This window comes from Mangrovimonas cancribranchiae, assembly GCF_037126245.1.
Classification (GTDB): Bacteria; Bacteroidota; Bacteroidia; order Flavobacteriales; family Flavobacteriaceae; genus Mangrovimonas; species Mangrovimonas cancribranchiae.
Genome location: NZ_CP136925.1, coordinates 1,574,508 through 1,597,752, shown reverse-complemented (window position 1 = coordinate 1,597,752; position 23,245 = coordinate 1,574,508). Strand labels below are relative to the sequence as shown.

The following is a 23,245-nucleotide window of genomic DNA, read 5'->3' as shown; positions in this document are numbered from 1 at the left end:
AAAAAAGGCAAATAAGCTGAATTTTAAAATAGGCCTTCAAGGGATTGTTTTTTATTTTCTATAGAATGTAGCTTCAAATGTAGAACTATTTCCCACATTATCTGTTACAATTACCTTTAATTTATTTTTAGTATCTGTTATCATGCCATCTGTAAAGTCATGAACTAGCATATCTGTTTTATAATCGTACTCCATTAAAACCCACTTGCCATTTACGGTAGCTCTGTAATTAGAGATTCCTGATCCTTTATCGTCAATTTTTAGTTTTAAGTAACGGTATTTGCTTAACCATTTGCCATTGGTAAAATTTGTTGGTTTTATGGTTGGGTTTTCATCATCTATGGCTAAGGCGTATTTTCCTAAAGTTCTCGTTCTCGTGTAAATTTTTCCGGTTTCTTTGTATGTTTTAGAATATAAAGGGTAATCGTTATAACCTACTAATCGCGCAATGTATAGTTGGTTTAAATCGTCTTGCTTTAAGGAAGATGTATCGTAAGTAATAGTGAAATATTTTTTAGCAGGAATAATATCGTCGTGTAATTGAATAGTATCGTTACTTGCCGAAAAGTCTAAGAAAAAGTCATCGTAAAAGGTGTCTTGTGGAAAATTTATAGAAATGTTATTATGGAGGATTTCATTCTGTTTATTGGCATAAATATAATAATGTGTCTCTTTAATTGGCTCTTTTCTTATATCTTCTTCCTTTTTTCCTTTAATATTAATGGTAACCCAACTATCGTTTTCGTGGTAATCTTTTACACGAATTTTATATACCGATGCTGTGCTGTCCTCAATAATTAAGTAGCCATTATTATCGGCTTCTTTATATAGACTTAACGGATTGTTTTTTTCAATGAATAGTTTTTGAAGTCTATCTTTATGGGTTTTATAATATTCGTAATCTATTAACCTATTTAGATGTCTGGTTTCAGAAAATGAAAACCGTCTAAAATCGATATCAATTTTTTTAAATCCGTTAAAAAATGATTGAATGTTGTAAACCCCATTATTATTGTAGGCTAAATCTTGTCTGTCGTTAGTTTCAATTGCAAAACCAAGTTTGCCAAAAGCTTCAATTTTCTCGGTGGTATAATCGCCATTACCTAGCGCTCTAAGACGTAATTTTTGCTTGTCGTTAGAATTATTAACATGCGCATTATCACCAATAGGGTAAACAAATAAACTTTTAATCATGGGTTTTGTGGTGTCTTTAACATCCATGCCAAAGAGTAGGGGATTAATAGGACGCTCTAAATTATCTCTAATTTCAAAATGCAAATGTGGACCGCCGGAGCCACCAGTATTGCCACTATAAGCAATAATATCGCCTTGTTCAACTAATAACTCGCTAGTATTTGGGAAAACTTCAATTTCAAACGATTCTTTATCATACTGTGCTTTTTTAATATAAGCTTCAATTTTAGGGCTAAACTTTTGTAAATGGGCATAAACAGTGGTGTACCCATTAGGGTGTGTAATGTATAACGCTTTTCCGTAACCATAATGTTGTATTTTAATTCTGCTTACATAACCACTCGCAGCGGCGTATACTTTTAAGCCTTCTCTTTGTTGTGTTTTTATATCAAGTCCAGAGTGAAAATGATTAGAGCGTAACTCGGCAAAAGTTCCAGATAACACAAGGGTAACATCTAATGGATGAATAAAGTAATCTTCTGGGTAAGGACTTGAGTTTTGAGCAAAAAGTAATGTTGGTAGTAATAAAAATAATAAAATGGTCTTGTGCATAAAGCTTGTAATATCGAATTGCTAAAATATTAATTTGATTAAGATTTGCAAAGGCAAATCAAACGCTAGAAATTTTTAAGGTACAAGGAGGGTATAATAACGTGAAAATACAAAATTTATTTAAAAACAATTGTAATTTTAGGAGAGGAATCATAACTTTGTATGATAAGTATTATGTATTGCTGATGAGTAAAATTGAAACCCTTGTTGATACTCTTGAAGCCCAAATTAATAAGGCTGTTAATAAAATAGAAGAGCTAAAACAAGCTAATTTAAGCATACAACAAGAACTACAATTAACTCAAAAACAGCTTCAAAACCAAAAACAGCTTGCTGCAGATTGGGAAGAAAAATACGAAGCGTTAAAAGTTGCAAACACAATACTTGGTAGTGACGACAGTAAAAGAGAAACTAAGCTCAAAATAAATGCATTAATACGAGAAATTGACTATTGTATAGCAGAACTCTCTCAATAATGCTAAGTTTAACATAGGTATGTCTGATAGGTTAAAAATTAAAATATCCATAGCGAATAGGGTATATCCTTTAACTATTCAGCCCAGTCAAGAAGAAGGTTTGCGCAAAGCAGCCAAAAAGATTGAAACCATGATTAAACAATTTGAGCAAAGTTATTCCGTTAGAGATAAACAAGATGTACTCGCCATGTGCGCCTTACAATTTGCATCTCAAGTGGAACAAAAAACAATAGATAAAGATAATGCAAGTGAGCATGTTGAAGACAAGTTAGAAACTTTAAATAACATCCTTCAGGAGCATTTAAACTCTTAACGTTCTTAAAAATAAATAAAGGTTACTGCCTACATTGATTATTTTTTTTGGTAAACTCAACAGGAATTCTTTAAAAAGGATGAGTCTAAGTTGTTAAAGCGCGCTATCTTAGAATAGATTCTTGATCAGCTTGTTAGTCCTAAACTTGCATTTAAGGAGTTTTATTCAAAACACAAAATCGATGTAGGCTTTTTTTATATATAAAATAACTAATAACTAACATGGATAACCCAATTATATTACTTGTAGGAGGTGCTTTGCTAGGCTTAATCGTAGGATTTATAATAGCTAAAGCCATTGAAAAGAAAAATGCTTCAAAACTTGTAAATGAAGCCGAAAAATCTGCGGCTAGCATTTTAAAAGAAGCTAAAAGTGAAGGCGAGTCGATAAAAAAAGACAAAATACTTCAGGCCAAAGAAAAGTTTATAGAACTAAAATCCGAACATGAAAAAGTCATCATGTCTCGCGATAAAAAAATGGCCGATGCCGAAAAACGTACTAGAGATAAAGAATCTCAAGTGTCTAGTGAGCTTTCAAAAAACAAAAAACTTAATCAAAGTCTTGAAGATAAAATAAAGGACTATAATCACAGATTAGAAATCCTTGATAAAAAACAAGAAGAAATAGATAGGTTACATAAAAGCCAGGTACAACAATTAGAAGTTATTTCTAGTTTATCTGCAGATGAAGCCAAAGCACAATTAATAGAATCGCTTAAGGGTGAGGCTAAAAACGATGCTATGGCATACATTCAATCTACTTTAGAAGATGCTAAACTTACAGCACAACAAGAAGCCAAAAAAGTTATCATCAACACAATTCAACGTGTAGGAACAGAAGAAGCTATCGATAATTGCGTATCTGTATTTAATATCGAATCGGACGACGTAAAAGGACGTATTATTGGTCGTGAAGGCCGTAACATACGCGCCATAGAAGCTGCAACTGGTGTAGAAATTATTGTTGATGATACCCCAGAAGCGATTATTCTTTCTTGTTTCGACTCTGTAAGACGTGAAATTGCTAGATTATCACTACATAAATTAGTTACCGACGGTAGAATTCACCCTGCAAGAATTGAAGAAGTGGTGAAGAAGACCAAAAAGCAAATAGAACAAGAAATTATAGAGGTTGGTAAACGTACCATTATAGATTTAGGTATTCATAATCTTCACCCAGAGTTAGTAAAAACTGTAGGGCGTATGAAATACCGCTCATCTTACGGTCAAAATTTATTACAACACTCACGAGAAGTTGCAAAACTATGTGGTGTTATGGCAGCCGAACTTGGCTTGAATCCTAAGCTAGCAAAACGTGCCGGATTGTTACACGATATTGGAAAAGTGCCAGATGCCGAAACCGATATGGAAACACCACACGCTATACTTGGTATGCAATGGGCCGAAAAATATGGTGAAAAAGCCGACGTTTGTAACGCCATTGGAGCGCATCATGACGAAATTGAAATGAAATCGTTACTAGCACCAATAGTTCAAGTGTGCGATGCTATTTCAGGAGCCAGACCAGGAGCCAGACGCCAAGTTTTGGATAGCTATATTCAGCGTTTAAAAGACTTAGAAGACATTGCCTTTGGATTTAACGGCGTAAAGAAAGCTTATGCTATTCAAGCAGGACGTGAATTACGTGTTATTGTAGAAAGTGATAAAGTAGACGATCAAAAAGCGTCGGAATTATCATTTAACATATCGCAAAAAATTCAAACCGATATGACGTATCCGGGACAAGTAAAAATTACAGTAATTCGCGAAACAAGAGCTATTAATATCGCGAAGTAAAAGCATATAAAATCCGTTTAAAAGTTGAATATGTGTGTCATTCTGAACTTGTTTCAGGTTGACAAAAAGACCTTTTTAAACGGGTTTCTATTTTCTTGGGTGAAACGTTTCTACAATATCCTGTAAATGGCCCTTTTCTATATGCATATAAATTTCGGTAGTGGTAATACTTTCATGACCCAACATTTGTTGTATAGCTCGTAAATCGGCACCATTTTCCAGTAAATGTGTGGCAAACGAATGTCTAAAGGTATGTGGAGAAATACTTTTTTTAAGTCCTATTTTTTCTGCTAATTGTTTTATAATGGTAAAAATCATGGCCCGTGTAAGTTGTTTGCCCCGACGATTTAAAAATAAGGTATCTTCAAAGCCAGGTTGTATTTTTTGATGAGATCTAACCTCTTTACTATATATTGTAATATATTTTTGCGTAGCGGGAACAATAGGTACAAAACGTTGTTTGTCGCCTTTTCCAGTAACTTTTATAAAGCCTTCATCAAAAAATAAATCCGATAGCTTTAAACCAGTTAATTCGCTTACACGTAGGCCACAACTATATAAGGTTTCTAACATGGCGCGGTTGCGTTCGCCTTCGGGTTTGCTTAAATCTATAGCAGTAATTAATTGGTTAATTTCGTCTTCAGAGAGCGTATTGGGTAGTTTTCTACCAATTTTAGGTGATTCGATAAGTTCAAGCGGGTTGGTTGTTCTGTAATCTTCAAATATTAAATAATTAAAAAAGCCCCGTAATCCAGAAATTAATCGCGATTGCGATCTTGCATTAACCGATTTGGCCGATTGATAAATAAAACCTTGAATGGTTTCTGTTTCTATTTGTATAGGCGATATCGTTATATTGTTGTTGTCTAGATAGTTGACTAGCTTTTCAACATCCAAACCATAATTAACGATAGAATTATTAGATAACCCACGTTCTATTTTTAAATATAGTTTATAGTCTTTTATGGCTTGGTTCCACGTCATATTTAATAGTAAAATTATGTTTAAGTGTTTGGTTTTTAGGTTATTAACAATTTAAAGAACATTTTTAATTAAATAAAACACTGACCTTCAGTAGTTTATGTTGTGGTGGTTAATTATTTATAAATTTGATTGTTAATAATTAAAAAAAAAGTATTTAGTTTGCAGCACCAATTTAAAAAACTTAAACAATTATGAAAAAATTAATTTTATCTGCTGCAATTGCAGTATTTGGATTTACTGGTGTTATGGCACAAGAATTTAGCTTTGGACCAAAAGCTGGTGTTAACTTTGCAACCTTAAATGGAGATGTAGAAAATGCAGAAATGCAAGTAGGTTTCCATATTGGTGGTGCTGCAGAATACAAGTTCAACGAAAAAATGGGTGTTCAAGCAGAATTATTATTTTCCACTCAAGGAGCAAAGGACGAGTATTCAGAGTCAGAGACAAATGGAGGTATAACATATTCACTAAAAGAAGAATCTAAAGTTAAATTAAACTATGTTAACATTCCTGTAATGTTTAAATACTACATAGTTAATGGATTCAATGTGTCTGCTGGACCGCAAGTAGGTATTTTAGCTTCTGCAAAAGAAGAATATGATTATGAAGAATCAGTTTCTGGAGGTGGAATGAATCAAACAGAGTCAGGATCTGCTGAAAGAGATATCGATGATAATTTAAAGTCAATTGATTTTGGACTTAACTTTGGTGTTGGTTACAAAATGGATATGGGACTTACTTTCGATGCTCGTTATAACCTAGGTTTAATGAATATTAATGATGCACCTAATTCAGATGATTACAAAATTTCTAATGGAGTAATCCAAGTTTCTGTAGGATTTATGTTCTAAGGTATTTATTGTATAATATACTATAAAAAAGCCGAAGCATTTGCTTCGGCTTTTTTGTGTTATAGTTTGAGCTATTTTAAACAGCTGATATTGTGAAGTCTAAAATTTTCACTAAATTACCTCAGTATTAATCAATTTAAAAACTTAACTATTATGAAAAAAGTGTTTTTATCGGTTATCGCTGTTTTAGCTTTAACTTTTGGAATGAATGCCCAAGAAGGTTTCAGTGCTGGAGCTTTTATTGGAGTTCCTGTTTCAGGAAGCGATTATGCAACGTTTTCTATAGGTGCTGATGTTACCTATTTGTTTGAAATTAATGAAAAGTTTAGTGTAGGGCCTACAACTGGTTTTTCTCATTCTTTTGGTGATGATAGAATATATTATGATAATAATGGCGCTTATAACGTAGATGATCCCTTCCAATATGTTCCTATTGCTGGTGCTGGTCGATTTAATATAAACGAAATGTTTACTGTTGGCTTAGATTTAGGGTATGCCGTAGGTATTAACGATGATAATGATGGTGGGTTTTACTACCGCCCAATGTTTGGGTATAACATAAACGATATGATTCAATTAAATGCGTCTTATAGAGGAATAAGCTTAGGTGACGCAAATAGAGTGTATTATGGAAATTACTATTATGATTATGGATATACAGGGTCTTTTGGTATTTTTAGTGTAGGAGCAACATTTAGCTTCTAATATATACTTAACCAATACATATTTAAAAGGGCAGAGGTTTTCTGCTCTTTTTTTATACATTTACATTATGAAGAAAATCATTATTATAAACGGACCCAATTTAAACTTATTAGGGAAACGCGAACCTAATATTTATGGCAGTTTAACGTTTAATGAGTTTTTTGAACAAATACAAAGTAAGTATTCAGAAATCACTTTAGAGCATTATCAATCAAATGTAGAAGGCGAATTGATTAATAAGCTACACAAAGCTGGTTTTGGAGCTTACGATGGCATTATTTTAAATGCAGCGGCTTACACACATACATCGGTTGGTATTGGCGATGCCGTAGCGGCTATAGAAACACCTGTGGTAGAAGTACATATTTCCAATACGTTTGATAGGGAAGAGTTTAGGCATAAATCGTATGTATCGCCTAATGCAAAAGGTGTTATTGTAGGGTTTGGGCTGCAAAGCTACGAATTGGCTATTCAGAGTTTTTAGAGCTATTTTTTATCTTAAAATTTAGAACCAATTCATCCAAAACACTTTTAAAAACATCCAAGTTTTTAATTGAACATTGTTCGTAGATTAAGTAATCATAATAAACATTTTCATTTTTTTCTGTGTTGTAAAGCAAGATGTTAATGTAAATTCTTTCGTAAGTCTTACCTTGCTTTGGGAAAAACTGAAAAAAGAATGCTAATTTATATGGTTCAGACCCAATATTATCTATAGCGCTTGAGTAATATTCTTTTGAAATGTATTCGTTGTATTCGTCATGTGCTAATGCAAAAGAAGATTTTCTAACGCTTTTTTTATAGTTAACAACATCTTGACTATTAATAGTATTGAATGAATGCGGTGTATAGTCAATATTATGTTTTTCAAGAATGTTAAAAACAATAGTTTCTAATTTCTTTCTTAAAGTTAATTTATTTGTTATTTCTTTGATGTTGTCGGGGTTTTTCAAACTTGTATCAAAAAAAATAGGAAGTAAATCTATTTTTGTTACATTATTACTGTTTGAAGCTTCGCTTTTGTGATATTCAATTTTTAAATTAGGACAGGCACTATTTTTTAAACTTTTTGCAGAAATTGTTTGACGGTGTGAGTTTACTCCTCCACAAGAAACTAAAATAAATATTATAATTATTGTAAATAGTCTCATATCTTATCTAAAATAAAAAAAGATGACCCTTTTTGGGGTCATCTTTTTTAAAGGAATTAATTTATAAATGAATAACTTCATCGTAAGCATCGGCAACAGCTTCCATAACGGCTTCACTCATTGTTGGGTGCGGATGCACAGCTTTTAACACTTCGTGTCCTGTAGTTTCTAATTTTCTACCTAAAACAGCTTCGGCAATCATATCGGTAACACCAGCTCCAATCATGTGGCATCCTAACCATTCGCCATATTTAGCATCGAAAATAACTTTTACAAAACCATCTTTGTTTCCGCCAGCACTAGCTTTACCTGATGCTGAGAATGGGAATTTCCCAACTTTAATATCGTAACCTTCTTCTTTGGCTGCTTTTTCAGTTAATCCAACCGAAGCAATTTCTGGAGAGCAGTACGTACAACCTGGAATGTTACCATAGTCTAAAGCTTCTACATGCATATTGGCAATTTTTTCAACACAAAGAATACCTTCGGCAGAAGCGACGTGAGCTAAAGCTTGTCCTGGAGTAACATCGCCAATGGCGTAATAACCAGGAATGTTGGTTTGGTAATAATCATTTACTAAAATTTTGTCACGATCAACTACAATACCTACATCTTCTAATCCTATGTTTTCAATATTGGTTTTAATACCAACAGCAGAAAGAACCACATCAGCTTCAAGAACTTCTTCGCCTTTTTTAGTCTTTACGGTTGCTTTTACACCATTTCCAGAGGTATCTACGTTAGTAACTTCGGCAGAAGTCATAATTTTAATACCGTTTTTCTTAAAGCTTCGTTCTAATTGTTTTGAAACGTCTTCATCTTCAACAGGAACAACATTTGGTAAATACTCAACAATAGTTACATCGGTTCCCATAGAGTTATAAAAATAAGCAAACTCTACACCAATAGCACCAGAACCAACTACAATCATTTTCTTAGGTTGCTTTTTTAGTGTCATGGCTTCGCGGTAACCAATTACCTTTTCACCATCTTGTGGTAAGCTTGGTAATTCACGAGAACGCGCTCCTGTTGCAATAATAATATGGTCTGCACTGTAGTCTTTACCATCAACTTCTACCTTTTTACCAGGTTTAAGTTTTCCAAAGCCTTCAATAACGTCTATTTTGTTCTTTTTCATAAGGAATTGCACACCTTTGCTCATGCCTTCGGCAACACCACGACTACGTTTTACTACAGCATCAAAGTCTTTATCGGCGTCTTTTACAGAAAGGCCATAATCTTCGGCATGTTTTAAATATTCAAAAACTTGAGCAGATTTCAACAAGGCTTTTGTTGGAATACATCCCCAATTTAAACAAACACCACCAAGGCTTTCTTTTTCTACAATAGCCGTTTTAAAACCTAATTGAGATGCTCTAATAGCAGTTACGTAGCCTCCTGGACCACTTCCTAGAACAATAATATCGTATTTACTCATGAGAATTTATTTTGTCTAATTTTTCAAGCTACGAATTTACGAAACCTAAACCGAAATATGAATTTAGCTGTTAAAAAAATAATACCTTTGTATTGAAAGCATACACTTATGAATATACCTCGTTTAAGCTGTCCGCGTATTGTTATTATTGGTGGCGGATTTGCAGGTGTTTCGTTAGCGAAACAATTGTCTAAGCAAGAAGCGCAAGTTGTATTGTTAGATAAGCATAACTATCATACATTTCAGCCCTTATTATACCAAGTGTCAACTGGAGGTTTAGAGCCCGATTCCATTGCGTATCCGTTGCGAAAAATTCTTAAAAACTTTCCAAATATATTATTTAGGTTAGCTAATGTAGAAGAAATTAATACAGATACTAATACTGTAATAACTAATATAGGGGATATTAAATACGATTATTTAGTATTAGCAACAGGATCTAAAACCAATTTCTTTGGAAATACCGAGATTGAACAAAACGCTATGGCTATGAAAACCATACCACAGTCGTTAAACTTACGTAGCTTAATTTTAGAGAATTTTGAAGATGCTTTGTTGACTTCCGACTTAAAAGAGCGCGACAAGCTCATGAACTTTGTTATTGTTGGCGCAGGACCAACAGGTGTTGAACTAGCAGGAGCTCTAGCCGAAATAAAAAAAGGTATTTTACCTAAGGATTATCCAGATTTGGATACCAGACGTGTGCAAATAAATTTAGTACAATCAGGCGACCGCGTATTAAAACAAATGAGTGAAAAAGCCTCTAAAAAAGCGGAAGATTTTTTAGAAGAATTAGGGGTGAATATATGGAAAAACCTACGAGTAAATTCTTATGATGGAAATGTAGTAAGAACAAACACCGACGTGGTTTTTGAAACCGCTACCATGATTTGGGCTGCAGGTGTTAAAGGCACTAACATAAAAGGGTTAGATGCCGACAAGTTTACCACAAGAGGGAATAGAGTAGTTGTAGATGAATTTAATAACGTTAAAGGCTTAGAAAATGTTTTTGCAGTAGGCGATATTGCTAGCATGGAAACTAAAAATTACCCCAACGGATTTCCTATGATGGCACAACCAGCTATACAGCAAGGCGAGCAACTAGGGGGAAATCTGGTGCGATTATTAGAGGGCAAAACAATGGTTCCTTTTAAATATAAAGATAAAGGCGCTATGGGAACAGTAGGGAGAAATAAAGCTGTTGTAGATTTAGAACGTTGGAAATTTCAAGGAAGTTTTGCTTGGTTTGTATGGATGTTTGTGCACTTATACTTTTTAATAGGCTTTAGAAATAGAGCTGTAGTTTTTATAAACTGGGTATACAACTATATTAGGTTTGACCGTGAAGCACGATTAATTATTCGTCCGTTTAAGTATAAAAACAGAACCCGTTAATCTTCTTGGTTTTGCTCGTTTTTAGTTTCAAAATCTAAACTTACCGAATTAACACAATATCGCAACCCAGTCTTTGTTGGGCCATCTTTAAAAACATGGCCTAAGTGGCTTCCACAATTGCTACATAAAATTTCGGTTCTAACCATACCTAAAGAGCGATCTTCTACATAGGTTATGGTGCCTTCAATAGCATCGTCAAAACTAGGCCATCCACAATGCGCATCAAACTTAGTATTACTATCAAACAAGGTTTGTCCACAAGCAGCACAATTGTAGTTTCCTTTTTCAAAATGCAGGTTGTATTTTCCAGTATGCGGGCGCTCGGTGCCTTTCTCTCTTAAAACGCGGTATTCTTCATCGGTTAAAATGTTACGCCACTCGTCATCTGTTTTATTGACGTTGTATGTTGTTTTTTTATTTGAATTCATAGGCTTATTTTGACTGTGACAGCTTATTAAAGATAGAAATATAATTGAAATAGTTAATAAAGTAGCACGTTTCATGTTAATCAATTTGTGTTTTTTATTTTGTCGAAGACAAGTCGCTTAAATAACAAATTACAATGTTAAAGTTAAAATAACGTTGAATGAAAGCTTATAAATAAAAATGAAAGCTTATAAATAAAATAAATTAATTCTTTTTTGATTGTTGTTTTATTAGGAACGATTTTTGTATTTTTAATTAGAGATAATATAAAACACTAACTTATGAAATTAAAAAGTAAAATAGCTGTAGTAGTGGCTACAGGACTATTTTTGTCTTGCGCCACAAATCCATTTACAGGAAAACAAACTATGGCATTGCCAGGTACAGAAAATAGTGCCTTATTTCCAGCGTCTTTTCAGCAATATAACCAAGTACTAGCAGAAAGCGATGTAGAAACAGGAACAGCTAGAGCTGAAATGATTAAACGTGTGGGACAGCGAATTGCTGTAGCTGCCGAACGTTGGTTAAATGCTAATGGGCATCAAGGGTATTTAAGCGATTACGAATGGGAGTACAACTTAATTGATGATAAAACTGTAAATGCTTGGTGTATGCCAGGAGGAAAAATTGTCTTCTATACAGGCATTTTGCCTATTGCCGAAAGCGAAACAGGTGTTGCTGCTATTATGGGGCACGAAGTTGCCCACGCATTAGCAAATCACGGTCAACAACGTATGAGTGCAGGCATGTTACAGCAAGTAGGTGCTATAGGACTTAATGTAGCTTTACAGGATGATGAAAATTTAGAACTTTACAACCAAGCTTATGGTATAGGAACTCAGGTAGGTGGTATGTTGCCTTTTAGTAGAGCGCATGAAACAGAAGCTGATAAAATAGGCTTGTATTTAATGGCTATAGCCGGATATAATCCAGATGAAGCTGCAAACCTATGGGTACGCATGAAAGCTGCTAGTGGAGGAGAAGCGCCACCAGAAATGTTAAGTACACACCCGTCTAACGATTCAAGAATAGATAATTTAAAAGCATTAGCACCACAAGCAAAAGCGGAAGCAAAAAAGTTTGGAATAAATACATTTAGACCAATTTCAAAGTTTTAAAAACCGAAATAAAAAATAAATACTTACTTTAGAAGCTGCTTAAAAAAAGCAGCTTTTTTTTATGGATAAATTTAAAAAAGGAAGTAAAAAACTTCTTAACGCATGGGCGTTTTACGATTGGGCAAATTCGGTTTACACACTTACCATAGCATCAACCATATTCCCAATATTCTACGGGACTTTAAACTTTATTGATGGTAATAAAGTGCAAGCCTTTGGGTTTGAGGTTAAAAATACGGCGCTAATTTCGTTTGTTACAGCTTTTACATTTTTAGTAGTCGCATTTATTTCTCCAATATTATCGGGGGTTGCCGATTACCTTGGTAATAAAAAAGCCTTCATGAAGTTTTTCTGTTATTTAGGTGGAGTTGGCTGCATAGGTTTAAATTGGTTTAGTCTAGATTATATACATTTAAGTTTACTGTTTTACTTTTTTGGCTTAATAGGTTACTGGGGAAGTTTGGTGTTTTACAACTCTTATTTGCCAGATATTGCTTTTTCAGAACAACAAGATCGTGTGAGCGCCAAAGGGTTTTCAATGGGATATATAGGAAGTGTATTATTGCTTCTAATTAATTTAGCAATGGTTATGTATCCTGAACAGTTTGGTATAACAGGAACAGCAGAAGAAACTGCCGTAAAAGCTATGCGGTATTCGTTTATAACTGTTGGTTTGTGGTGGGTATTATTTAGTCAGTATACATTCTACATTTTACCCAAAGGGGTTTCCACAGGAAGAAAAGTTACAAAACATGTATTAATGAATGGTTTTAAAGAGCTTAATACAGTTTGGCAAGCTTTAAAACAAAATATTATTCTAAAGCGTTATTTGTATGCCTTTTTTGTGTACAGTATGGCTGTACAAACAATCATGTTGGTGGCAACCTATTTTGGTGAGCAGGAAATAGAATGGGGTACAGACCAGGAAAAAACCATGGGGCTTATTATAAGTATTTTAGTTATACAAGTAGTCGCTATTTTAGGCGCGGTTTTAACATCGCGAGTATCAGAAAAAATAGGGAATATAAAAACGTTAATCGCCGTTAACTTTATTTGGATGGCTATGTGTTTTGCCGCATATTTTGTTACAAAACCTATAGAGTTTTATATAACAGCATCGTTTGTAGGTTTAGTTATGGGAGGTATTCAATCCTTATCACGATCTACTTACTCTAAGTTTTTGCCTGAAACAAAAGACACAACGTCGTATTTTAGTTTTTTCGATGTATCTGAAAAAGTTGGTATTGTAATAGGTATGGTTATTTATGGAACCATTGATCAAGTTACAGGAAGTATGCGTAATGCTATTGTGTTTTTATTTATCTTTTTCTTGCTAGGTATTATATTGTTATTTCGTGTATTAAAAACGCAAAAAAAAGTGGTTGATTAAAAAATTATTATGTTTGTTTAAATAAACTTAAATCTATTATGAAAAATTTAAAACAGATAACCTTACTTTTTCTTTCTATTTTAGCATTAACCGCTTGCGAAAATGAACCTTTAGATGGAGATTTTAGTAATAACGCTGGAGAAACTGGCGGCGGTGGTGGATCAGTAAATTCGACTGATTTAATTGGTGATTGGGAAATAGTTTCTTTTGAAGCAACTACTGCTAACGAAATAGATATGATGGGACAAGTCTTTTCCTCTGGTTTTGAAGTTGAAGGTGTAGAAATGGACTATATTGTAACTTTTACCGAAAGTACTTTTGAAGCTAATGGTAATTACAATATGGAATTAACTATTTTAATGGATGGGCAACCAACACAGACTATGTCGCAAACATATACCGATGTGACAGGTTCTGGAACTTATACAACAGATGGAAATACAATGACGACTGATGGCACTTTTTTTGATTTTAGTTTTGAAGGTGTAGATATGTCTGAATTTGGAGGTTCGCAAACAGCAGAATATTCATTTTCTAATGGTGGGCAAACACTTACCATGACGCAAGATACGCAAGAAGTGGAAACAGCTAATGGTGCAGAAACAGTAACTATAGTTAACTCAATAACAGTTTTAAATAGGTTGTAAACCAACTTTTAAATGAATAATAAAAAAAAGCCTCTCAAAACTGAGAGGCTTTTTTGTTTACTTTCTTTTTAAAGTAACACTCCCATAATCTGAAGCAATAGTTATGCTATTTCCAGAATTTGGACTGCCGTAATAACCTTTATATTTTTTATCGCTACCATCTTTATCTTTTAAAGAAAATTGTAATGCATTGTCACTACTTAGAGATGCATAAGATAAATCAAAATCAAAGTTAAAGTTATAACCGGCTTCGTACCCTATTTTTATGCCTGTGTAATCCGATTCTATAGTAATGTTTCCGGCATTTTTAGTCATGTTGTCTATTTTTATAGAACCAAAATCAGCTTTAATAGAAGCGTTTTTGTAAACATCGCCAACAACAACAGTAAGGTAGTCGCCGTTGCCTTCAATATTATTTACTTGATCAATTTTTACGGTTCCATAATCGCAATTGTAATGAACGTTTTCGGCAAGTTCAATTTCGGTATTTGTATAATCGGCATTTATAGTAATATTTTCAACTTTTGAAATGGTAAAATCGCTATAATCGGCATTAATACTACCGCTTTTTATGTAGTCGAAATAACAGCCTTTGGTATAATCGAAATTAAAACTATTGTTGTCGGCTAGTAATTCTTTGGTGGTTATTTTACCGTAGTCGCAGTTAATTACAGCGCGACCTTCTAGTTTATCTAAATTGATGTTTCCATAGTCGTTACTTAAGTTTACAGCATTTGTTATGGGCATTTTTACTAGGTAATTAACTTGCATGTTTATGTTGCTATTTCCGCCCCAATTCCACCAACTACTCTTGAGCTTATTGAAAATTGTTTTTGCTGAAACACGGTTGTTAGAGCTTTCAAAATCAACTGTGATGTTTTCTAATTTCTTTTGAACTTTTTCTTCATTATTACCACTTGTTTTTATAGTAACCTCAATAGTAATTTTATTTTCATTCCAAGTGATGATATTTAGGTTTCCGTAACTGTTATCTATATGTAACTCGGCATTAGCATTAACATTAAAGCTACGTTTTATCGTTTTTTCCTTTTCGTGCTTATCGTTTACTGTTGCAAATGAAAATAAAGGAACAAGTAAAAAAACGAGTAATGTTTTAAAATGTATTATTGGTGTCATAATCTGTGTGTTTTAATTGATTTTGTAAGTCTATTTGTTTTAGAGTGTTTTGTAAAATGTCAATTCTGCTTTGAAAATTGGATATCATGGCGTAAATAACCCGTTGATCTTGACCACTTTTTGCTAAATCGGTTTTTAATTTTTCGTACTCATGTTCTAGTTTATCAAGTTGCAACATGGCGTCTTTAATAATCAATGTTGTTTCCGGGTTTTTGGCCTGGTTTAATTTCTTTAATTCAGCCGTAATTGTTGCCGTAAAGAAATTTTCTGCCTGAGCCATTTCTGGAGACACATTGGCTAAAGAAACAGCTTCTTGTGTATTGTTATTAAGTACCGCTACTGTAAAAATTAAGGTTACAATGGCTGCAATGCTTGCTAAAGGTTTCCATGAAAAGAAAGGTGTTTTAGATTTGTCTTGCTCTTGGTGTTGGAGCTTTTTCATGAATCTTTTTTGGTGTTCTTTTCTAGGGGATTCTATATCAAAATCACCTTTTAAATTACTAAATAGTTGTTCTAAATCATCTTTCATAAGCTCTTAATTAATTAACCATAGGTTCTAACTTTTGTCTTAAACTAGCTTTAGCTCTAGAAATAGTTGTTCTGCAATTAGCGTAAGACAAATTCATAATATCACATATTTCCTCGTAATCGTATCCTTCAATTAAATGTAGGGTTAAAGCAATTCTATAGTTTTCTTTAAGCGAATTCATTGTTTTAAGAATTTCTTTAGCTTTTAGTTGTGAAAAATTCTCAGAGCTATTATCTATACTCGAGTCTTCTTCAATTTTAAAAGCAACATCATCAAAAGGAACGTTTTGGTATTTACTATTTTTATTAAAATGATAAATACTTTTGTTTACTACAATACGTTTTAACCAAGCACCAAATGTGTTTATATCGTTTAGGCTATTAAGTTTTGTAAATGCCGTTAAAAAGGCATCTTGCATAATGTCTTCTGCGACAAAATCGTTTTTTACAATCCTATAGCTTATGTTATACATAGCTTTGTGGTACCTGTTGTAGATTTCCAATTGCGCAAGTTGGTTACCTACTTTGCAAAGCTTAATAAGCTGTTCGATATTTTGATGGGTTAGTGTCAATTAAAGCGTTTTGCTATTATATAGATAATACAATGTTTTGTTTGTTACAGTTATCTAGAAAAAAAATAATTCGTGGCATATTAATTGTCGGTATAGGTAGCAAATGTATCTTGGTTATTAGCTTAAATGCTTGAAACACAAAGAGACATTTGATTTTTTAATTTAAAAATAAGCAATTGATTTCTGTTATATTACATTAATTATGACAGAATGGCTCAAATATTACTATGAAGAAAACAAGTTTTTTAAGTCTTGACAGTTTGTCATTACAAGAGTTTGATGAGAATGCCGAGTTAATTCCGTTAATGACTCCAGAAGACGAAGAAGAAATTAACAAAGAAGATCTACCCGAAACCCTACCTATATTATCGTTACGTAATACAGTATTATTCCCTGGTGTTGTTATTCCTATAACCGCTGGTAGAGATAAATCTATAAAGTTAATTAATGATGCCAATTCAGGAAGCAAGGTAATTGGTGTTGTTGCTCAAAAAGATGAAGAGGTAGAAAACCCTTCGCCAACCGATATTTATAAAACAGGAACTGTAGCACGTATTTTACGTGTGCTAAAAATGCCAGATGGCAATGTAACTGTTATTATACAAGGAAAAAAGCGCTTTAAAATAGATGAGGTTTTAACAGAAGAACCTTATATGACAGCAACGGTAAGCGATGTTAAAGAAGAAAAACCAGAACCAACAAGTAAGGAGTTTGGAGCCATTATCGATTCTATTAAAGACTTGGCACTACAAATTATAAAAGATAGCCCAAACATTCCAACAGAAGCATCGTTTGCTATCAAAAATATTCAAAGTAACTCCTTTTTGGTAAACTTTGTCTCGTCTAATATGAATTTAGATGTTAAGGATAAGCAAAAGTTACTTGAGATAAATCATTTAAAAGATCGCTCTCTCGAAACCTTAAAGTATATGAATATAGAGTTCCAAAAACTGGAGCTTAAAAATGATATTCAGCTTAAGGTTCAAAACGATATGAGTCAACAGCAACGCGAATATTTCCTTCATCAGCAAATGAAAACCATTCAAGAAGAATTGGGAGGCGTAAGCCACGACCAGGAGTTGGAAGAAATGAAAGAGCGTGCCAAAAGCAAAAACTGGGACGACAAAGTAGCCAAGCATTTTGAAAAAGAAATAGCAAAAATGCAACGCATGAATCCACAAGTTGCAGAGTACTCTATTCAGCGTAATTATCTAGATTTGTTTTTAGAACTTCCTTGGAATGAGTTTAGTAAAGATAAGTTTGATTTAAAACGTGCTAAGAAAATTTTAGATCGTGACCATTATGGATTAGACGATGTGAAACGTCGTATTATAGAGTATTTAGCCGTACTTAAGTTGCGTAACGATATGAAATCGCCAATTCTTTGTCTATACGGACCTCCAGGAGTTGGTAAAACCTCTTTAGGAAAATCTATCGCCGAAGCCTTGGGTAGAGAATACGTCCGTATGTCGTTAGGTGGTTTGCGTGACGAAGCCGAAATACGCGGTCACAGAAAAACATATATTGGTGCCATGCCAGGTAGAATAATTCAAAATCTTAAAAAGGCAGGAACATCAAACCCAGTATTTGTATTGGATGAAATAGACAAACTGGCAAGTTCACATCAAGGCGACCCTTCATCGGCCATGTTAGAAGTTTTAGACCCAGAACAAAATAGCGAGTTTCATGACAATTTTTTAGAAATGGGTTACGACCTATCTAAAGTTATGTTTATAGCAACATGTAACACACTGTCTACAATTCAGCCAGCATTACGTGATAGAATGGAAGTTATTAATGTTACTGGCTATACTATTGAAGAAAAAGTGGAAATAGCTAAAAGGCATTTGTTACCAGATCAATTAAAAGAACATGGTTTAAATACCGATAACCTAAAAATAGGTAAACCACAATTAGAAAAAATTGTAGAAGGCTATACAAGAGAATCTGGTGTTCGTGGTTTAAATAAACAAGTAGCTAAAATGGTACGCTATGCTGCCAAAAATATAGCTATGGAAGAAGATTACAACATAAAAGTTACCAACGATGATGTTGTTGAGGTTCTTGGTGCACCTAAACTAGAACGTGATAAATACGAAAATAATAATGTTGCTGGTGTAGTAACAGGTTTAGCTTGGACAAGAGTAGGAGGTGATATTTTATTTATCGAATCTATACTTTCAAAAGGAAAAGGTAATTTAAGCATTACCGGAAACCTTGGCAAGGTGATGAAAGAATCTGCTACTATTGCCATGGAGTATATTAAATCTAATGCGAAAACATTTGGTATAAATCCAGAGGTATTCGATAATTATAATGTTCATATTCATGTGCCAGAAGGGGCAACTCCTAAAGATGGACCAAGTGCAGGAATTACTATGTTAACTTCGCTAGTATCGCTATTTACACAACGCAAAGTGAAGAAAAACTTAGCTATGACAGGCGAGATAACATTACGAGGTAAAGTACTACCTGTTGGCGGAATAAAAGAAAAGATTTTAGCCGCTAAACGTGCTAGAATAAAAGAAATTATTCTTTGTGAAGACAATAAAAGAGATATCGATGAAATTAAAGAAGAATATCTTAAAGGATTAACGTTTCATTATGTTTCCGATATGAGCGACGTAATAAATATAGCTTTGACCAATACCAAGGTCAAGAATGCCAAAAAATTATAAAGATAAGCCCCGAACTTTTTCGGGGTTTTTTATATGACATAAAAATAAATTAAACATACTATCGTTTTAAGATAGATTTAGTTATTTTGCAGCTTTATGTCAAGAAAAATTACCTTTTTACTTTTTTCATTGCTATTTAACTTTGTAGCTAGTGCGCAAGTTGGTGGAGAAACTACTTACCAGTTTTTAAACTTGGTATCGTCGCCACGACAAGCTGCTTTAGGAGGTAAAGTGCTAACTAACGTAGATTACGATGTTACCCAAGCACTTTATAATCCGTCAACTATTAATGTTGAGATGGATAATCAATTAGCAGTAAACTACACGAGTTATTTAGGCGACATAAATTATGGTACAGCTGCCTATGCTTACACTTGGGATAGACGTACACAAACATTGCACATAGGTGTAAACTATATAAACTACGGTAAGTTTGATGGATACGATGAATATGGTAACGCGACCAATACATTTACAGGAAATGAAGCTGCTCTATCTTTTGGGTATGCGCGTCAAATAGGGTATTCAGACTTTTATTTAGGTGGAAACATAAAATTTATAACCTCTAAGTTAGAACAATATAATTCATTTGGTGCCGCATTAGATGCGGGATTACTGTATATAAATGAAGATATTGAATTTCAAGCCTCCTTGGTCGTTAGAAATGCCGGTTTTCAAATAACCACTTATGCGGGGCAAAACGAACCGTTACCATTAGAAGTTGCCTTTGGTATGTCGCAAACCTTAGAAAATGTGCCATTACGCTGGCATTTAACATTCGAAAACTTACAAAAATGGCCCATAGGAGCAGCCAATCCGGCACGTGCTGAAACCGATTTAGAAGGAAATCAAACCCAAGATGAGGTAAGTTTTTTTGGAAATGTGTTAAGACATACTATTATAGGTGCAGAATTATTTCCAAAAGGTGGGTTTAATATTCGCTTAGGATATAACTTTAGAAGAGGCGAGGAGTTGCGTATTGTAGACCAAAGAAATTTCTCTGGAATATCGGCAGGTGTAGGGCTAAAGTTTGGTAAGTTTAGGTTTAGTTACACACATGCGCGATATACAAGTGCCTCGAACGCAAACTTTTTTGGAATGCAAATAGATTTAAGTGGCCGATGAAAAAAATTACAATTGCGATAGACGGACATTCTTCAACAGGCAAAAGTACTGTTGCAAAACAAATAGCATCCCATTTAGGATATACTTATGTAGATAGTGGCGCTATGTATAGAGCCGTGACACTTTTTGCAATGCAAAATAATTTTATTACTAAAGAAGCCTTTAATGTAAATACATTAGTAGAAAATCTTCACAAAATTCATATTCAATTTAAGTTTAATAAGGATTTAGGATTTTCTGAAGTGTATTTAAACAACAAAAATATTGAAAAAGAGATACGTACGTTAAATGTTTCTGCTTTTGTTAGTCAAGTAGCAGCCGTTCCAGAAGTCCGCTATCAATTAGTGAAGCAACAGCGCAAAATGGGCGAAGATAAAGGTGTGGTTATGGACGGACGTGATATAGGAACCGTTGTGTTCCCCAATGCTGAAGTTAAAATTTTCATGACAGCGTCTGCCGAAGTTCGAGCACAAAGGCGATTTGATGAATTAGTTAACCGAGGTGATAAAGTAGTGTTTGAAGATGTTTTAAAAAATGTAAAAGAACGCGATTATATAGATTCTCACAGAGCCGACTCACCATTAATAAAAGCCAATGATGCTATAGAAATAGACAACTCATCACTTACCCAAGAAGAGCAATTACATAAAATTCTTACCATTATTCAAGATGCCCAAAAATCAATGGGGTAATAGTTTAGTTTTTAGCAAAATAAGATTAGGTTATTCTAATAAAAAGTAGTATTTTTGCACTCCTTTTAGCGGATAGTCGGAAATAGAGAAAGGATAGTAAACAAATTTTAAAAACACTTCTGTGTGTTTCGCTTTAAATCTTCCGTAATCATACAGAATACAAATTTTTAATCAGCACATGGCTGAAAAAGCAAAACAAGCTGAAGTTGAAGCAACTGAAGCAAAAACAACAGAAACTCCAGAAATTCAAGTTTCTGAAGCTCAAAAAAATCCAGAACAATTTTTAAAAGACTTTAACTGGCACAATTACCAAGAAGGTATTGATGAGGTTGAAGATTCTCAATTACAAGAGTTCGAAAAATTAGTAGCCGATAACTTTGTAGATACTTTAGATGATGAAGTTGTAGAAGGAGAAGTTATCCACATTACAGATCGCGATGCTATTATCGATATCAACGCAAAATCTGAAGGCGTTATTTCATTAAATGAATTCCGTTACAACCCAGATTTAAAAGTTGGTGATAAAGTAGAAGTATTAATCGATGTACGTGAAGATGCTACTGGACAATTAGTATTATCTCACCGTAAAGCTCGTGTAATTAAAGCATGGGATCGTGTAAATGCAGCTCACGATAACGGAGAAATCGTTAAAGGTTTCGTGAAGTGTAGAACTAAAGGAGGTATGATTGTTGACGTATTTGGTATCGAAGCATTCTTGCCAGGTTCTCAAATCGATGTAAAACCAATCCGTGATTACGATGCGTATGTAAACAAAACTATGGAATTTAAAGTGGTGAAAATTAATCACGAGTTTAAAAACGTAGTGGTGTCTCATAAAGCACTTATCGAAGCAGATATAGAAGAACAAAAGAAAGAAATCATCAGCCAATTAGAAAAAGGTCAAGTACTAGAAGGTGTTGTGAAAAACATTACATCTTATGGTGTGTTTATCGATCTTGGTGGTGTAGATGGTTTAGTTCATATTACAGACCTATCTTGGTCTAGAATTAATCATCCAAACGAAATCGTAGAATTAGATCAAAAACTTAATGTTGTAATTCTTGATTTTGATGAGGATAAATCTAGAATCCAATTAGGATTAAAACAATTAAGCAAGCACCCATGGGATGCTTTAGGTGAAGATGTAAAAGTAGGTGATAAAGTAAAAGGTAAAGTAGTTGTTATTGCAGACTACGGTGCATTTATTGAAGTAGCCGAAGGTGTTGAAGGATTAATTCACGTATCTGAAATGTCATGGTCTACACACTTACGTTCTGCACAAGATTTCGTATCTGTAGGAGACGAAGTTGAAGCACAAATCTTAACTTTAGATAGAGAAGAACGTAAAATGTCTCTTGGTATTAAGCAATTAACGCCAGATCCATGGACAGATATTACAACAAAATACCCTGTAGGATCTACACATAAAGGTATTGTACGTAACTTTACAAACTTTGGTGTATTTGTTGAATTAGAAGAAGGTATCGACGGATTAATTTATATCTCAGATTTATCTTGGACTAAGAAAATTAAGCACCCATCTGAGTTCTGTAACGTAGGTGATGAGCTAGAAGTAGTTGTTCTTGAGTTAGATGTTGAAGGTCGTAAATTAAGTTTAGGACACAAACAAACAACAGAGAACCCTTGGGACAAATATGAAGCAGAATTTGCAGTAGGAACATCTCACACTGCCGAAATTTCTGATATCGTAGACAAAGGTGCAACAATTGAGTTTAACGAAGATATCGTTGCTTTTGTACCAGCACGTCACTTAGAAAAAGAAGATGGTAAAAAACTGAAAAAAGGAGAAGAAGCAGAATTCAAAATTATTGAGTTCAATAAAGAATTCAAAAGAGTTGTTGCTTCTCATACAGCCATCTTTAGAGAAGAAGAAGCTAAAATAGTAAAAGCTGCTGCTAAGAAAGCTGCTAATGCTGCTGCAGAAGCTAAGCCAACATTAGGCGATGCTAACGAAACGCTTCAAGCACTTAAAGATAAAATGGATGGTAAGAAATAATTCTTAACAATTCTAATAAATCTAAAAGCCTTGCATTTGCAAGGCTTTTTTTATACCTAA

General features: G+C 33.8%; 22 protein-coding genes and 1 other RNA gene. 15 read left to right on the top strand and 8 right to left on the bottom strand.

The window, feature by feature from the left end; translation table 11 throughout:
• Window positions 1–51: 51 nt before the first annotated feature.
• The gene (locus R3L15_RS07110) at window positions 52–1,746 is read right to left on the bottom strand and encodes a M23 family metallopeptidase (RefSeq protein WP_338730811.1); all 1,695 of its coding nucleotides are present in this window, start codon (window positions 1,744–1,746) and stop codon (window positions 52–54) included.
• A gap of 101 nt (window positions 1,747–1,847) precedes the next feature.
• Here R3L15_RS07110 and R3L15_RS07105 point away from each other — a divergent pair, with 101 nt between their 5' ends.
• The 4 genes from R3L15_RS07105 to rny all read left to right on the top strand — a co-directional run bounded on the left by R3L15_RS07105 (window position 1,848) and on the right by rny (window position 4,331).
• Window positions 1,848–2,222, top strand: coding sequence for a hypothetical protein (locus R3L15_RS07105; protein WP_338730810.1), 375 nt, complete (start codon window positions 1,848–1,850; stop codon window positions 2,220–2,222).
• Between the two features lie 19 nt (window positions 2,223–2,241).
• On the top strand, window positions 2,242–2,535 hold the full coding sequence (locus tag R3L15_RS07100; protein ID WP_338730809.1) for a cell division protein ZapA: 294 nt from the start codon (window positions 2,242–2,244) through the stop codon (window positions 2,533–2,535).
• A 54-nt stretch (window positions 2,536–2,589) separates the two neighbouring features.
• Window positions 2,590–2,697, top strand: a non-coding RNA gene (gene ssrS / locus R3L15_RS07095) — 6S RNA.
• Between the two features lie 59 nt (window positions 2,698–2,756).
• The gene (gene rny / locus R3L15_RS07090) at window positions 2,757–4,331 is read left to right on the top strand and encodes a ribonuclease Y (protein ID WP_338730808.1); all 1,575 of its coding nucleotides are present in this window, start codon (window positions 2,757–2,759) and stop codon (window positions 4,329–4,331) included.
• Window positions 4,332–4,418: 87 nt separating this feature from the next.
• Here rny and xerD read toward each other — a convergent pair whose 3' ends face one another.
• Window positions 4,419–5,315 carry a site-specific tyrosine recombinase XerD gene (gene xerD / locus R3L15_RS07085; RefSeq protein ID WP_338730807.1) on the bottom strand — a complete coding sequence of 299 codons (897 nt, stop codon included), beginning with the start codon at window positions 5,313–5,315 and terminating at the stop codon, window positions 4,419–4,421.
• 191 nt (window positions 5,316–5,506) lie between these two features.
• Between xerD and R3L15_RS07080 the strand changes: the two genes are divergently transcribed.
• The 3 genes from R3L15_RS07080 to aroQ all read left to right on the top strand — a co-directional run bounded on the left by R3L15_RS07080 (window position 5,507) and on the right by aroQ (window position 7,355).
• Entirely contained in the window at window positions 5,507–6,166 is a 660-nt protein-coding gene (locus R3L15_RS07080; protein ID WP_338730806.1) for a porin family protein, read from the top strand.
• A 153-nt stretch (window positions 6,167–6,319) separates the two neighbouring features.
• Window positions 6,320–6,871: an outer membrane beta-barrel protein gene (locus R3L15_RS07075; protein WP_338730805.1), complete on the top strand. Its 552-nt coding sequence runs from the start codon at window positions 6,320–6,322 to the stop codon at window positions 6,869–6,871.
• A gap of 67 nt (window positions 6,872–6,938) precedes the next feature.
• Window positions 6,939–7,355, top strand: a complete 417-nt coding sequence (aroQ, locus tag R3L15_RS07070; RefSeq protein WP_338730804.1) for a type II 3-dehydroquinate dehydratase — start codon at window positions 6,939–6,941, stop codon at window positions 7,353–7,355.
• On the opposite strand, the gene R3L15_RS07065 is transcribed toward aroQ, so the two are convergent.
• Both R3L15_RS07065 and lpdA read right to left on the bottom strand, forming a co-directional pair.
• Window positions 7,339–8,022 (bottom strand): hypothetical protein, encoded by a 684-nt coding sequence (locus R3L15_RS07065; RefSeq protein ID WP_338730803.1) that lies wholly within the window; start codon window positions 8,020–8,022, stop codon window positions 7,339–7,341. The genes aroQ and R3L15_RS07065 overlap by 17 nt on opposite strands.
• A gap of 61 nt (window positions 8,023–8,083) precedes the next feature.
• The gene (gene lpdA / locus R3L15_RS07060; RefSeq protein WP_338730802.1) at window positions 8,084–9,460 is read right to left on the bottom strand and encodes a dihydrolipoyl dehydrogenase; all 1,377 of its coding nucleotides are present in this window, start codon (window positions 9,458–9,460) and stop codon (window positions 8,084–8,086) included.
• A 108-nt stretch (window positions 9,461–9,568) separates the two neighbouring features.
• On the opposite strand from lpdA, the gene R3L15_RS07055 reads away from it, so the two are divergent.
• Window positions 9,569–10,855: an NAD(P)/FAD-dependent oxidoreductase gene (locus tag R3L15_RS07055; protein ID WP_338730801.1), complete on the top strand. Its 1,287-nt coding sequence runs from the start codon at window positions 9,569–9,571 to the stop codon at window positions 10,853–10,855.
• Here R3L15_RS07055 and msrB read toward each other — a convergent pair.
• Complete coding sequence (gene msrB, locus R3L15_RS07050; protein WP_338730800.1) at window positions 10,852–11,283, bottom strand: peptide-methionine (R)-S-oxide reductase MsrB; 432 nt, start codon at window positions 11,281–11,283, stop codon at window positions 10,852–10,854. The two genes, R3L15_RS07055 and msrB, sit on opposite strands and share 4 nt — an antisense overlap.
• A 279-nt stretch (window positions 11,284–11,562) precedes the next feature.
• Here msrB and R3L15_RS07045 point away from each other — a divergent pair, with 279 nt between their 5' ends.
• The 3 genes from R3L15_RS07045 (at window position 11,563) to R3L15_RS07035 (ending at window position 14,436) form a co-directional block, all read left to right on the top strand.
• Window positions 11,563–12,399 carry a M48 family metallopeptidase gene (locus R3L15_RS07045; RefSeq protein WP_338730799.1) on the top strand — a complete coding sequence of 279 codons (837 nt, stop codon included), beginning with the start codon at window positions 11,563–11,565 and terminating at the stop codon, window positions 12,397–12,399.
• 61 nt (window positions 12,400–12,460) lie between these two features.
• Window positions 12,461–13,789 carry an MFS transporter gene (locus R3L15_RS07040; protein WP_338730798.1) on the top strand — a complete coding sequence of 443 codons (1,329 nt, stop codon included), beginning with the start codon at window positions 12,461–12,463 and terminating at the stop codon, window positions 13,787–13,789.
• 38 nt (window positions 13,790–13,827) lie between these two features.
• Complete coding sequence (locus tag R3L15_RS07035; protein WP_338730797.1) at window positions 13,828–14,436, top strand: hypothetical protein; 609 nt, start codon at window positions 13,828–13,830, stop codon at window positions 14,434–14,436.
• A gap of 57 nt (window positions 14,437–14,493) precedes the next feature.
• On the opposite strand, the gene R3L15_RS07030 is transcribed toward R3L15_RS07035, so the two are convergent.
• Genes R3L15_RS07030 through R3L15_RS07020 form a run of 3 tightly spaced genes read right to left on the bottom strand, consistent with a single transcriptional unit; the run spans window position 14,494 to window position 16,673 of the window.
• Window positions 14,494–15,573, bottom strand: coding sequence for a hypothetical protein (locus R3L15_RS07030; protein WP_338730796.1), 1,080 nt, complete (start codon window positions 15,571–15,573; stop codon window positions 14,494–14,496).
• Window positions 15,551–16,102: a hypothetical protein gene (locus R3L15_RS07025; protein ID WP_338730795.1), complete on the bottom strand. Its 552-nt coding sequence runs from the start codon at window positions 16,100–16,102 to the stop codon at window positions 15,551–15,553. Before R3L15_RS07025 ends, R3L15_RS07030 begins: the two co-directional genes overlap by 23 nt.
• 10 nt (window positions 16,103–16,112) lie before the next feature.
• A complete protein-coding gene (locus R3L15_RS07020; RefSeq protein ID WP_338730794.1) occupies window positions 16,113–16,673 on the bottom strand; it encodes an RNA polymerase sigma factor in 561 nt (186 codons plus the stop codon).
• Window positions 16,674–16,900: 227 nt separating this feature from the next.
• On the opposite strand from R3L15_RS07020, the gene lon reads away from it, so the two are divergent.
• The 4 genes from lon (at window position 16,901) to rpsA (ending at window position 23,185) form a co-directional block, all read left to right on the top strand.
• Complete coding sequence (lon, locus tag R3L15_RS07015; RefSeq protein ID WP_338730793.1) at window positions 16,901–19,351, top strand: endopeptidase La; 2,451 nt, start codon at window positions 16,901–16,903, stop codon at window positions 19,349–19,351.
• Window positions 19,352–19,447: 96 nt separating this feature from the next.
• Entirely contained in the window at window positions 19,448–20,476 is a 1,029-nt protein-coding gene (gene porQ, locus R3L15_RS07010) for a type IX secretion system protein PorQ (protein ID WP_338730792.1), read from the top strand.
• The gene (cmk, locus tag R3L15_RS07005) at window positions 20,473–21,168 is read left to right on the top strand and encodes a (d)CMP kinase (protein WP_338730790.1); all 696 of its coding nucleotides are present in this window, start codon (window positions 20,473–20,475) and stop codon (window positions 21,166–21,168) included. Before porQ ends, cmk begins: the two co-directional genes overlap by 4 nt.
• A gap of 178 nt (window positions 21,169–21,346) precedes the next feature.
• The gene (gene rpsA, locus R3L15_RS07000) at window positions 21,347–23,185 is read left to right on the top strand and encodes a 30S ribosomal protein S1 (RefSeq protein WP_125468626.1); all 1,839 of its coding nucleotides are present in this window, start codon (window positions 21,347–21,349) and stop codon (window positions 23,183–23,185) included.
• Window positions 23,186–23,245 lie beyond the last annotated feature (60 nt).